This is a genomic window from Mycobacterium sp. IDUB_9 (genome assembly GCF_055419505.1).
Window position 1 is genome coordinate 228,475 of record NZ_JBVAXU010000004.1, and the last position, 12,579, is coordinate 241,053.

Here is a 12,579-nt window from a genome sequence, read left to right on the forward strand (position 1 = left end):
CGTCTATACCGAACGACCAGGGGAGATCGGAAGTGGATTCGCGCGTCGGCACGACGTTCGGCAAGTACGCCATCACGCGCCTGCTCGGAAAGGGCGGGATGGGGGAGGTGTACGAGGCCTTCGACGCGGAGAAGAACCGGACCGTGGCGTTGAAGATCCTCGCCGACCAGTACTCCAGCGACGCCACGTTTCGTACCCGATTCCAGCGGGAATCGCATGCGGCCGCGGTCCTGCAGGAACCCCACGTCATCCCCATCCATGACTGGGGCGAGATCGACGGCAGCCTCTACATCGACATGCGACTGGTGCAGGGGGCGACGCTCTCGGATCTGATCGCCCACGGCCCGCTGGCGCCGGCGCGAGCGGTGGCCATCGTCACCCAGATCGCGGCAGCCCTGGATGCGGCGCACGCGGCCGGGTTGATCCACCGCGACATCAAGCCGCAGAACATCATCGTCACCCCGGCCGATTTTGCCTACCTCGTCGACTTCGGCATCGCCGAGAGCGAGGGCGACAGCCGGTTGACCACCGAGGGATCCCGCATCGGCACCCTGAATTACATGGCGCCCGAACGATTTACCGGACAGACGGTCACACCGGCAGTCGATTCGTACGCGCTGGCGTGCGTACTGTACGAGTCGCTGACCGGCCAGCCCCCTTTCGTCGGCGACAATCTGGAAAGCGTGCTCGCCGCCCATATCTCGGCGCCGCCCCCTCGGCCCAGCACCGCCAATCCCACGGTGCCCACGACCCTGGACGATGTGGTGGCCCGGGGCATGGCCAAGGACCCCGACGACCGGTACGGCTCGGCCGGAGGATTGGGCCGTGCGGCGCAACGCGCACTGCAGGCCGGCTCGGCGCCGTCGACCGCACCGCACCAGGCGCCCACCCTCGCCGCGGCTCTGGTGAGCCCCGCCAGCTATCCACATCCGGATCCACCTGCCGAGCCGTCACAGCCGCCTCGCGGACGGGGATGGGTGCTGCCGACGGTCATCGCGGTGGCGGCCGCACTGATCCTCGGCGGCCTCGGCGTCGTAATCGGAATGCTTGCCAATAACGCCGGACAACCCGCGGACACACCGCCTTCGGCATCGCAGCGAGACCCCGCGCAGCCAGGCGGCCCGGTGCCGCCACTGATCACCGGCCCCGATCAGAGCAGCCTGCACCAGTCGTGTGACGACGGTTTCGCGGTCACCACCGCCACCGGGTTCGCCAGCCGTGCCGGGCGCGGAACCCCGGAAACCTCATGCCTTTTCACCAACAGCGTGCTGACGTCGTACTGGGCCGAATACGGCAACGCGAGTCCGCTGCCGCGAGCGGTGTCGGCCCCAGGGGCGGTGGACTGCGGCAAGGTGCCGGGGGCGCTGTGCGACGGCTCCAACTTCCTGATGCACTGTCAGCAGTCCCCGGGCGACAGCTGGATCACCTGCACGGGCGGCAAGAACGCCCGCGTCTATCTCTGGTGAGCCGGGCAGTGTCCCGTCGGCAGGGCGCTCAGACGTTCACGCAGCCAGTTGGCCATCGTGGTGAGCGCAGCGGTGCCGTCCTCGAACTTTCCCGAGTACGGCAGTGCGGCCAACGCCACGGCCACGGTTCCGGTCGGAGTCGTCAGCACACCGATCTGACGAACCAGATAGCCACCCGTCGGTGAGGGGCCCCAACCGCCTTTGAACCGGCTGCCCTCGAGGGTGCCGATACCCCATCGCTGGTCGGGCTCGACGCGGGCCATCAGATCAAACACGGGGTCATTTGCCTTGTCGCACAACGCAACGGACGTGAACCGCGCCTGGTCGGTCAGCGGCCAGTCGGTCTGCCCCGAAGCGCTGAACTCCGGACGCACGCGTTGCGATTGGACGACCGTCGGGTCACCGGTCTCCCGCAGAACCGCTTCGACCTTGTGCGCGGCCTCGGCCGGTGTACCCAGGCCGTCCCAGATCGATTCGGCTGCGGCATTGTCGGACTGGGTGATGGCCGCGGTCATGGCTTCGGTGATCTGCGGCGGCACCTGTGCGCGCAGCGCGGCGATGATCAACGGCACCTTGATCGTCGACCAGGCGGGGCCGCTCTGCCACTCGCCCAAGCTCATCGGCTCCTGCCCGGGGCCGACGCCGCTGATCGCCACACCAGCAACGGCGGGCAGCTGCGTTTGCAACTGGGCGAATCCCGCGGCCAGCGACGCGGTGGGCGCCGAGCTCCGCGTGTTCGGGCGCTTGGCGAGGTGGGTCCCGATGATCACCCCCGCGGCGAGCGCGATCGTCGCGAAGACCGCTATCAGGGCCCACAGCCGGCCTCGGTGACCGGATGTCACGGTGCGGCGCTTTGAAGTTCGAAGGTGAACGCGTGACCGCAGATGCGGATCTGGTCCCCGTCGCCGACGGTCGCGCTGGGGTGGATGCGTTCCTGCCGCACCTGCACACCGTTGGCCGACTGCAGGTCGGTGATCACGAAACTGCTTCCGGTGTCGATGATCACCGCGTGGTGACGGCTGATCTCGGCATCGTCGAGGACGATGTCGTTGTCGGGAAGCCGCCCGATCCGGGTGACGGTCGGTTGCAACGGATATCGGCGTCCGGTGGCATCACGCAGTGCGGCCGCCGTCGAACCCCGGTTGGCGGCGGTGCGTCCGGCGCTCACCGTGTGCGCGGCGGTGGCCATGGCGGCCTGCCTGGTGTCCAGCCGCTCCTGACGCAGGATCCGCGCGTGCAGTGCGGTGAGCGTCGGCCCGGGGTCGATGCCGAGTTCCTCGGCCAGCACGGACTTGACGCGTCGATAGGCCTCCAGCGCATCGGACTGGCGCTCCGCGAGGTAGTAGGCCGTGATCAGTTGAGCCCACACCGGTTCCCGGTACGGATGCCTGGCGGCGAGGTCTTCGAGGTCGGCGATCACGGTCACCGCACGGCCGCAAGCGATCTCGGCCTCGGCGCGGCTGGTGTGCACCAGCACGTGGTCCTCGGCCAAGGCCGCTGCAAACGTATCCGCGAACCGGAATCCGCGGAGATCCTCGAGAACCTCGCCACGCCATTGCGTCAACGCGGCCGACAGGTGCGTGCTTGCCGTATCGAATCGTCCGGCCGCGGCGGCGTTTATCCCCGCGGACTTCTCGATGATGAACCGGTCCAGATCACAACTGCCGACGGCGACGTTGAGCCGATAGCCGGGAGCCGCTTTGACCAGCGCTGCATGCGTTTCCCGCTCAGAGCCGCCGAGCAGCCGACGCAGATTGGACACATGGGTGTGGATGGTGGCGCGGGCTGCGGGCACCGGTTCACCGTCCCAGACGGCGTCGATCAGCGATTCGGTGCTGACCGCCCGATTGCGGTTGATGAGCAGGACCGCCAACACCGCGCGCTGTTTGGGCGTACCCAGTGCGACGGGAGCGTCGTCCACGGTGACCTGCAGCGGACCCAACAGACCGAACCCGAGACGAGTGTCGCTCATCGCTTGCCTTCCCGGTGTTCGGCGCGGTCCGCATCCCATTGTGACGCCGCGCGGCGCTACCGCAAGGATCCGTTGAGAATCCCGCAAGGTGTCGGCGTCATCGTTCCGACATGACCACGATCTCGCACCGCCCCGCCCGGCACGACGACGCCGGACTGGATTCGCTGCTCGACGCGTTGGCCGGTGTCGCGGTCAGGGGAGAGGTCCCCGGGGCCGAACTGCTGGCACAGGTAGCCGGCGCGCGGCACGCGCTGGCTACGACGGCGTCCGACCCGAACCCCGGTGAGCCCTACTCGCGGACGATCCTACGTGTCGACGACGACGTCGAGATCATGCTGGCCCGATGGCGACCAGGGCAGCGCTGCGCACCGCACGACCATGGCGGGGCAGGCGGTTTCGTCATCGTCCTGGACGGCCGGTTCGAGGAGCGACGGTTCGGCTGGGACGGTCCAAGGCTGACCGTCACCAGCAGCGCGGAGCACCTCACCGGCGCAGTCACGAGCATCACCAGCGACGTGATCCACGACATGGCCGGCCCGGACGGTGGTTTGACCCTGCACTTCTACAGTCCACCGGCGACCAGCATGCGGGTGTTCGATCTGGACCGGGCCGAAATGTTGGAGCTGATCGGAAACTACGGTGCGTGGATCCCGCAAGGGCAGCACCAGCGCCTCCCCCTCGCCGAGGTGTCGCCGGAAATTACTGCGGCGCCGGTGATCTGGGTGGCCCACACCACGCACTACCGCGGTGGATCCGAAGAGTTCGCGGTGGCGGCCGCGACGATGGCACGTGAGCTGGCCGCCGCCCATCCCGATGCCGAGGTCATCACGTCGGGTCTGCAGCAGAAGGCCGACTTCGTCGCCGAGCTCACCCAATTGGCCGAGGCCGGCCGCGTCATCGACCAGTTGCACCTCATCAGCCATTCCGGAATGTACGGCCCGATGTTCGGATCGACCGCCTGGCCTGAACAGTTCTCACCGCACGAATGGCGTTCGATGACCATCCCTTTCACACGCACCGGCCAGGCCTACTTCCACGCTTGCCGCACCGCGCGCTGGTTCGCACCGTTCTTCGCGAACGTGTTCGGGGTGACCGCTTTCGGTAACCGCGACTACACGACGGTGTCGGCGCGCAAGGACCGGTTCGCCTGGGCGGGGCGCCGTCCTGTCACCCGCGGCGAGCTCTACCTGATCGACACGCCGGGCCGAAAATCGCACGGGCCGTTCGGCACCGCACGCAAGTACCTGGGTGCCGCAGCGCGGCCGCCGGTGCGCAGCCTGCCCGACCTCGCGGGGACCGGCGGCTCCTATGATCCGGTAGCTGAGCTGTACGACGGTGCCTACGCGGACATCAGGGTGCGTGGCGCCGAATGGCGATGGGTGTCCGAGCGGGCCACCCGTGCCCGGGCCGAGCTCGGCCGGGAGTTGCGGGTACTCGAAATCGGCTGCGGCACTGGTGCGTTGTTACGGGCGCTGGACGACGACGGAGTGGTCGACTTCGGCATCGGTGTGGACATTTCCACGGGCATGCTCGCCCAGGCGCACCGCCGTACCCACGATCGCCCGCGGTTGCGGTTCGCGGCGGTCGGCGGTCCGGAGCTCGACATCCCCGACGACCACGTCGATGTGGTGATCTGCTTTCTGTCGTTCCGGTACTTGGATTGGGATCCGACGATGGCCGAGATTCGCCGGGTCCTGGTGCCTGGCGGCAGGCTGTGGGTGGTCGACATGGTGGAGCATCCGATACGGGTTCGCGAGCTCACCGTCCTGGCCCGATCTGCCCTCGAACACCTGCGCACCCGACGGGCCCGGCCCCGGTTCGCCGCCGAGCTGGCCGCGTTGACCAGTCATCCCGCCTGGCGGGAGATGCTGCGGCACAATCCGATCCGTGCCGAACACGAGTACCGCTGGTACTTCGCCAGTCGGTTCCCCGGTACCCGGCTGCGGCTGCTGACGGCGACGCCGTCACAGCGCGTGGTGGCGTTCGACTCGGGACCCCTGGCCAAGGGGCTCACGGCCCCGCTGACCTACCCATGACGCCGGCTGGGTGCCTCGGCATCCTCGACTGGGGCATCGGCGGCATCGGCCTGGTGCGCGAGCTGGACCGGTGCGCACCCGGCTTGCCCGTCCTGTACTGGTCGGATGCCGGAGCCACGCCCTACGGCCGGATGCGCAGCGAGGATCTGGCAGCCCGGCTCTCCGCGGTGATCTCCGAGCTCGCCGAGAGGGGCGCCACCGAGGTGGTGCTGGCCTGCAATGCGGCAAGCACGGTCGTCGCACGGCTGACTCGGGTTTCCGTTCCGGTGGAAGGCATCATCGATCACGGCCTGGCGTCCGTTCCCGACGGGCTCCGTGGATACATCGGCGTCGTCGGCGGGCGACGCACCATCGCCAGCGGCCGCTACCGGCGAGGGCTGGCCCGTCCCGGCCGGGAGGTGCTGTCACGGGTGGCCCAGCCGCTGTCGGCGCACATCGAGGCCGGCAGCACCGGCTCACCGGCCTTCGTCGCCGACCTGCACCGGATCGTCGCCCCGCTCAGGCGGACCCAGACCTTGGTGCTGGCGTGCACCCACTACCCGGCCGTGAGCGACTGGTTCGCCGACGCGCTCCCCGACACCGCGCTGATCGACCCGGCCCAGCGGCTGGCCACCGCGGTCGCGGCCCGCCATCCCGCCGCCCGGAACGGTCCGGTAGCCGAACGAACCTATCTGACCAGCGGCGATACCGAGTCGATGCGGCGCGGTGCGGCGATCGCCTGGGCCGTGGACCTCACCGCCGAACCTGCCGTCACCGTGGCCGATCGCAGCACAAGATTCCATTGAGAATTCCGCAAGGCGGCCCCCGCATGCTCAATGCCATGAGCACAAACCGACCTCACCTCATCCCGTTCGTCGCCGCCGCGGCAGCCATCATCGCCCTCCCTGCGACCGCCTCTGCCTGCCCGGCGTCCACAAGGTTTGTCACCCCGTCGGGCAACATCTGGTGTCTGGTGGCGAGCAATTCCGACGGCACCGACGGCGTGGTGTGCGAGATCCGCGAACACACCTACACCGCGCCGGCCAAACCGGCGGACTGCCATCTGGACTGGGGCGACCGCGTCAGCCTGAAGCCGGGTCGCGCACCCGAGGTGCACTGCCACGGTGACACCATCTTCGAACCCGGAATGCCCACGCTTCCGTACGGCCAGACGCGTTCGGCCGGCCCGGTCAAGTGCGAATCGCAACCCGCTGGCGTGACGTGTACCGATACCAACTCCGGACACTTCTTCCGGATGTCGCGCGAATCTCTCGAGCTCGGCTAGCGCTGAACCCGCCCGGGCCGGACCGTTTCGGCATCTCGTCCAATTTCGCCCGAAGGGCCGCCGATCCCCGCTAGCGTGACAAACGTCGAGTTCGATGTAACGGGGGGCGAATAATGACGCGGGTAGCAGCGTGGGTTGGTGCCGGGGTGTTCACGGCCGGATTGTCGGCGGCTGTACTCGCCGGGGCAGGGACGGCCCACGCCGACGACGACGGCGGGTCGAAGCGCGACGCGAAGCCGTCGGCCACCCACAACGAGTCCGCCCAGAAAACCCAGCACCGCAAAACGCGCACGGTCAAACAGCGGCCTGAATCCGCGGTCTCAGACGCGCCGACCACCGAAACGAAGCCCACGACCAAACCGAGATCAGCCAAGTCCGAGGCGGCGCCGCGCACCCTTCGCCAACTTGCCGATTCAGTCAGTGCCAAGGCGCGCAGCGACTTTCGGGATACCGCCCGCGAGATTCGTAACGCGGCCGACGGCATCAGCGCCGCAAAAGACATCGTCCAGGACGCCACGCCGAAAACCGTGGATGAGCAGAGCGCCGTCGAGGTCCGGGTCCGGCCGCCGATCGGCATCCGGTCGGCCATTGCCGCACACCGTGAGCGCCTGCGTCTGTCCGGGGGCAGCCCGACGGGGGCGATCGAACCGCGCGACGTCCAGGTCGCGACAACGCTGCGCGACGCCCTGAAGCCGGTCGATCCGGACCAACCTGGCGCTCGGGTCGTCAGCCTCGCTGCCGCAACACCGTCTCACGAGGATCCGCTCGAGGCCATCCACGACGTGATCCGCAGCCTCGGGGCGTTGGTGCTCAACCCCGAGCCGCAGAATTACCCCAAGCCGATATCGGTGATCGGTGATGTCGTGTTCGACACGCTGGCCACGCTGGAGCGGGCCGTCGGCGGCGATCCGGTGGTGCCGCCGGCGTTGCGGGACTCCGTCGAGGTCAGCACATCCACACTCGTCATCTCCGAAGGCCACGAAGTCGAATCCAACTGGTATTTCCCGACTTCGGAAAATGGTGAGCCACCGACTCGGCTGATCTACCTGCAGCACGGCTTCCTGGCGAACGGTCCGCTGTACAGCTACACCGCGTCTTATCTGGCCCAATCGACAAACAGTGTCGTCGTCACCACCACCTTCACGTCGAACCCGTTCGAGGCCGACGGCATGTGGCTCGGTGGCGACAACCTGCACGAGGCCGTCGCCCAGCTGTTTCTCGATCCGGACCGCACGGCGCTCAACGCCAGCATGGACACCGCGGAGCTGAAGGCCGGCCGCACCGAGAATATCGATGTACCAACGCAGTTCGTTCTCGTCGGGCACTCGTTGGGCGGCGGGTTCGCTCCGGGGGTCGCCGGGTATTACGCCGAAGGGTTGAGCCGTCGGCGGGAACAGGGGCTGGACGCACCGAATGAGCTTGCCGGCGTGGTGATTTACGATGCGGTGCCGATGGGCTCGATCATCCCCGACGCGATGGACCGGCTGGACGAGCTGGAGACGAACGGGACCGCTGATCCCAGCGATGACGATCCGAACGACTACATCCCGATCTACGAGATCGGCGCCCCACTGAATTTCCTCAACGTGTTCAGCGATGTCAACGACCAGCTGTCCGAAGCCCGGCCAGGTCAATTCACCGGCGTCGTTCTCGAAGACGGCGTTCACATGGACCCGATGCAAGGCGGCAACCCGCTGATCCAGGTCGCCGCCTACGCGATCGCCGGGTTCCCGCAACCGCAGAATCCGTTGGCCGTCCGCGATTTGTCCGCGGGGTGGATCAACGACATGTTCGACGAGAACATCGATCCCGCTACCGGGGCCTGCAAGACGGGCGTCGACTGTGCCGGGCAGTACGGCGACGGCGACGACTCGTTCACGATCGCCACGGACAGAGGCGACGCCGTGGCGGTGCTGATCGGCACGCAAAAGGCCAAGGACCTGACGTCATTGCGCGCAATCAGTGCGACCGACTTCATCTCCGCGATCCCCGCCGGGGTGCTCAACGGCCTGCAGACCACATGTGAGTTGGTCACCGGAGGTAAATGCAGCGTGTAGCCCGGCGCAGCGGACGTAGTGTTCAGACATGACTGAGGCACTACCCAAGACTGCGCTGGAACTGCGGTCGCTGGTGACCGAGGACGGCACGCTCGAGTTGTCGCTGCACGAGGTTGCGGTGCCCACCCCGGCACAAGACGAGGTCGTGGTCCGGGTCGAAGCCGCGCCGATCAACCCGTCGGACCTGGGTCTGCTGATTCCGAGCGCGGCCGACATGTCGGCCGCGACCGTCGCGGGCACCCCGGACCGGCCCGTCGTCACGGCGCCGCTGAAGGAAGGAGCCCTCGCCGGTCTGGCGGCCCGCGTCGGATCTTCGCTTCCCGTGGGCAACGAAGGCGCGGGCACTGTAGTGGCCGCGGGGGAGTCACCGTCGGCGCAAGCCTTGCTCGGCAAGACCGTCGGGACCGCAGGCGGCGCGATGTACTCCCAATACCGGGTGGTCAACGCCGCGGCATGCCTCGTGCTGCCCGAGGGAGCCACTGCAAAGGACGGCGCATCGTCATTCGTCAACCCGCTGACTGCGCTGGGTATGGTGGAAACCATGCGCCGCGAAGGACATTCGGCCCTGGTGCACACGGCTGCGGCGTCGAATCTCGGGCAGATGCTCGTCAAGATCTGCCTCGCCGACGGAGTGCCGCTGGTCAACATCGTCCGCAAGACCGAGCAGGAGGAAATCCTGCGTGGCCTCGGCGCGGTACATGTCTGCAATTCGTCGTCGCCATCATTCGAGACGGATCTCGTCGAGGCACTCAAGGCGACGTCGGCGACGCTGGCGTTCGATGCCACCGGTGGCGGCACGCTGGCCAGTCAGATTCTCAACGGCATGGAGCAGGCGGCCAACGCGACCGGCGCGCAGTACTCCCGCTACGGGTCGGCGGTGCACAAGCAGGTGTACATCTACGGCAGCCTCGACACCGGCCCGACCGTTCTGACTCGAAACTTCGGGATGGCCTGGGGTGTCGGGGGTTGGCTGCTCACCCCGTTTCTCGCCGGTGCCGGCGCCGAGACCATCGCCCGGCTGCGCGCCCGCGTTGCCGCGGAACTCACCACGACCTTCGCAAGCAGCTACACCCAAGAGGTCTCGCTGGCCGACATGCTCAAGCCCGACGCGTTCAACGGCTACTTGCAGAAAGCGACCGGTGAGAAATACCTGGTGACGCCCCAGGCCGGCTGAGCGCCGGCGCGTACGGACGCAGTCTCACCGGTCGGTGATGTCCGCATACTCCGGATGCTTGTCGATGTACTCGGCCACCATCCAACACGTCGGCACTATCCGCAGTCCGGCATCGCGGGTGGAGCGCAGGGCCTCGGCGATCAGGATGGTCGCCAGGCCGCGGCCACGGTATTGCGGCTGAACCTCGGTGTGCGGAAAGATGCGGCGGCCGTCGCGGTCGTGGAAGTCGGCGATCCCCACTGTGGTGCCGTCGACGTCGATGGTGAACCGGTCAGGGTGTTCGGTCACAGTGGTCGCCGCACCGGTGCGGTCGAGTCGGGTCTCGGAACTCATATGCCTCCATTCGCCGTTACCCCACGATAATCGCGCGTCTACCCGCCATTTGCCGGCACCGTTGCTCATAGAACATTGATTCGTAACGCAGTCGGCGTGACGCCATTCCATGCGAATTCGCCCCATTGCTGCTGAGCCCTAAAAGGCCAGGTCTGCACGGGTATGTGCGTGCGATGGCAGATGGGCTGAACGGCCCACCGGTCAGCATGCGGGACCCGCGTCCCTGATTTGGGCATTCCATCCCACGATTTCCGTATGTTGCTGACGAGCAGTTGTTCCGGTGTTACGTTCGGAAAATGAACCCAAAGCTGATGAAACGCACAGGTGCGCTCGCCGCAGCTCTCGCCATCACCGGGGCGGCGGCCGTTGCGTGCTCGCAGGAAGCGAAAGACAACACCAAAGACGCCTTGTCCAGTGCCACGAGTGCCGCGTCGTCGGCAGTCGATGCCGGCACGAGCAAGGCAAAAGAGGGGGCCAGCTCCGCTTCGAGCGCGGTCTCGTCGGCTGTCGAAGGCGCACCGAGCACGGTGAACGCACCGGGTGTCGGCGAGGTGGTACTCGACGCTCCCGTCGCAAAGGCGTACACCGACGCCGGTGGTGAAGCCAAGTTGGGTCTACCGACGGCGCAACCGGAGAAGGTCGGCGACGGCACGGTGCAGGCTTTCGCCAACGGCACCATCTATTCCTCGCCGTCCACCGGCGCGCACGTCGTGCAGGGCGAGATCTTGCGGGTCTACACCGCGAACGGCGGCCCAGCAGGCCAGCTTGGATTCCCCACCGAAGATGAGGACGAGACGGCCGGCGGTCCGGATGTGGCCAACGGTGGTTGGATCTCCGAATTCCAGCACGGGACCATCACCTGGCTGAACAAGGGCGGCGGCACGTTCGCCGAGACCGTCACGCCCAAGTAGCACGTGAGCTAGGCGGTTACCAGACGCGCACGTAGTCCACGAGCATGTCGGCCGGGTAGGTACCGGCACTGGGATCTTCTCCACCCGAGCCCGCGACCGCGAGGTTCAGCACCACGAACATCGTGTAGCCGGGCTGGCTGAACGGCCAGTCCGGCAGCTGGCTGGCCGCGACCTCGAAGTAGGGCTTCGCACCTTCGGTGTAGTCCTGCCAGAAGCGGGCACCGTTGGCGTCCCATTGGGTGCGCCACGTGTGCCAGCCGGTGTCGACGGCGATGTTGTGCGTCTCCCATTCGCCGCCGTTGGACTTGGCGTGCACGGTGGTGGCCGACGGCCATTTGCCGTTGCCGTACCACTCGACGATGTCGAGCTCACCTTCACCGAGAGTGCCCAGCCAGAAGGCCGGCCAGGCGCCCGGGGTCAGGCAGTTGAACTTGATCCGGGCTTCCCAGGTGTGCCCGGCACCGCCCTCCCACACGCTCGCCAGCTTGGCGCCGTAGTAGGCGTCGCCTTCCTTCGTGGCCCGGATGACGAGATTCCCCTTGCCGTCGAGGAAGGCGTTCTTGCGGTCATCGCGGTACTGGCCGATGCGGCCGGGCTGCTCCCAGTAGGTGGGGTCCTTGATGGTCTCGCGGGCCTTCGCGATGGTCCACTTCGACGCGTTCGGCGCCGAGCCGGCAGACCCGTCGAATTCGTCCGCGAACACGTAGTTCACCGTGGCCTGCGGCGCCGACGGCGCAGGAACAGGCGGTGTCTGGGGCTTGGTCGGGAGGGCCTGGGCTTGCGGGGCGGGTAGTGCTGCCGCCATCACGCCCAGACCTGACAACATCATCATTTTTCGGCGATCCAAGTTGGCCATGGTGGACCACCCTAGCGGTGCCGCGTGCGCGAGTAGGGATTGAACGGTTTTGCCAGCGGGAAGTTTTGTTCTGAACATTTCCATAGGAAACGCTTCATCTCTGCTCAGCCAGCGCGGGCACAGTGGGATGCATGACACTGATCGATTCTTTGCGCCGGGCCGCACGGGGGCGCAGTGCGCTGACCGCCGGGCTGGTACTCGCGGGAGCGTTCGTCGCTCTCCTGCTCAGTGTCGCCACCAGCGGAGAGTGGGCCACGGTACTGGCCTCACTGGCCGGCTTCGCGACGGCCATCACGGTGATCGCGGCCGTGGCGACCAGCTGGGAACACGTCGTCGTCAACGCCCGCAGCGCCGGGTTGGTCGAATCCGAGGTCGAGTCCCGCTGACTGCCGACCGGTTTGCCAGCTAAGTCGATTACTGCCCAGCCGTGCCAAGCCGAGCCACCGCAGTGCCAATTCTGCTGTGCCCGAGGCTCTCTCGTGTGAGATGCTCTGCGCGTCAATTTATGGC

At 67.2% G+C, this 12,579-nt stretch carries 12 protein-coding genes; 8 read left to right on the forward strand and 4 right to left on the reverse strand.

Going from position 1 to position 12,579, the window contains the following annotated elements; genetic code table 11:
* Nucleotides 1–32: 32 nt before the first annotated feature.
* Nucleotides 33–1,466, forward strand: a complete 1,434-nt coding sequence (locus ACZY08_RS19160; protein WP_463746199.1) for a serine/threonine-protein kinase — start codon at nucleotides 33–35, stop codon at nucleotides 1,464–1,466.
* Here the strand turns inward: ACZY08_RS19160 and ACZY08_RS19165 are convergent.
* Complete coding sequence (locus ACZY08_RS19165) at nucleotides 1,454–2,308, reverse strand: serine hydrolase (RefSeq protein WP_463746200.1); 855 nt, start codon at nucleotides 2,306–2,308, stop codon at nucleotides 1,454–1,456. The two genes, ACZY08_RS19160 and ACZY08_RS19165, sit on opposite strands and share 13 nt — an antisense overlap.
* Entirely contained in the window at nucleotides 2,305–3,438 is a 1,134-nt protein-coding gene (locus ACZY08_RS19170) for a BTAD domain-containing putative transcriptional regulator (RefSeq protein ID WP_463746201.1), read from the reverse strand. Before ACZY08_RS19170 ends, ACZY08_RS19165 begins: the two co-directional genes overlap by 4 nt.
* A 110-nt stretch (nucleotides 3,439–3,548) precedes the next feature.
* Here ACZY08_RS19170 and ACZY08_RS19175 point away from each other — a divergent pair, with 110 nt between their 5' ends.
* The 5 genes from ACZY08_RS19175 to ACZY08_RS19195 all read left to right on the forward strand — a co-directional run bounded on the left by ACZY08_RS19175 (nucleotide 3,549) and on the right by ACZY08_RS19195 (nucleotide 9,969).
* Entirely contained in the window at nucleotides 3,549–5,474 is a 1,926-nt protein-coding gene (locus tag ACZY08_RS19175) for a methyltransferase domain-containing protein (protein ID WP_463746202.1), read from the forward strand.
* Complete coding sequence (locus ACZY08_RS19180) at nucleotides 5,471–6,259, forward strand: glutamate racemase (protein ID WP_463746203.1); 789 nt, start codon at nucleotides 5,471–5,473, stop codon at nucleotides 6,257–6,259. The genes ACZY08_RS19175 and ACZY08_RS19180 overlap by 4 nt, the downstream gene beginning before the upstream one ends.
* 35 nt (nucleotides 6,260–6,294) lie before the next feature.
* Complete coding sequence (locus ACZY08_RS19185) at nucleotides 6,295–6,738, forward strand: DUF6636 domain-containing protein (RefSeq protein ID WP_463746204.1); 444 nt, start codon at nucleotides 6,295–6,297, stop codon at nucleotides 6,736–6,738.
* A 113-nt stretch (nucleotides 6,739–6,851) separates the two neighbouring features.
* A complete protein-coding gene (locus ACZY08_RS19190; protein WP_463746205.1) occupies nucleotides 6,852–8,795 on the forward strand; it encodes a hypothetical protein in 1,944 nt (647 codons plus the stop codon).
* Between the two features lie 28 nt (nucleotides 8,796–8,823).
* Nucleotides 8,824–9,969 carry a zinc-binding dehydrogenase gene (locus ACZY08_RS19195; RefSeq protein ID WP_463746206.1) on the forward strand — a complete coding sequence of 382 codons (1,146 nt, stop codon included), beginning with the start codon at nucleotides 8,824–8,826 and terminating at the stop codon, nucleotides 9,967–9,969.
* Between the two features lie 24 nt (nucleotides 9,970–9,993).
* Here the strand turns inward: ACZY08_RS19195 and ACZY08_RS19200 are convergent, their stop codons facing one another.
* Nucleotides 9,994–10,302: a GNAT family N-acetyltransferase gene (locus tag ACZY08_RS19200; protein ID WP_463746207.1), complete on the reverse strand. Its 309-nt coding sequence runs from the start codon at nucleotides 10,300–10,302 to the stop codon at nucleotides 9,994–9,996.
* A gap of 296 nt (nucleotides 10,303–10,598) precedes the next feature.
* Between ACZY08_RS19200 and ACZY08_RS19205 the strand changes: the two genes are divergently transcribed.
* The gene (locus tag ACZY08_RS19205) at nucleotides 10,599–11,213 is read left to right on the forward strand and encodes an LGFP repeat-containing protein (protein ID WP_463746208.1); all 615 of its coding nucleotides are present in this window, start codon (nucleotides 10,599–10,601) and stop codon (nucleotides 11,211–11,213) included.
* Between the two features lie 16 nt (nucleotides 11,214–11,229).
* Here ACZY08_RS19205 and ACZY08_RS19210 read toward each other — a convergent pair whose 3' ends face one another.
* The gene (locus ACZY08_RS19210; RefSeq protein ID WP_463746209.1) at nucleotides 11,230–12,069 is read right to left on the reverse strand and encodes a glycoside hydrolase family 16 protein; all 840 of its coding nucleotides are present in this window, start codon (nucleotides 12,067–12,069) and stop codon (nucleotides 11,230–11,232) included.
* Between the two features lie 131 nt (nucleotides 12,070–12,200).
* On the opposite strand from ACZY08_RS19210, the gene ACZY08_RS19215 reads away from it, so the two are divergent.
* Nucleotides 12,201–12,455 (forward strand): hypothetical protein, encoded by a 255-nt coding sequence (locus ACZY08_RS19215; RefSeq protein ID WP_463746210.1) that lies wholly within the window; start codon nucleotides 12,201–12,203, stop codon nucleotides 12,453–12,455.
* Nucleotides 12,456–12,579 lie beyond the last annotated feature (124 nt).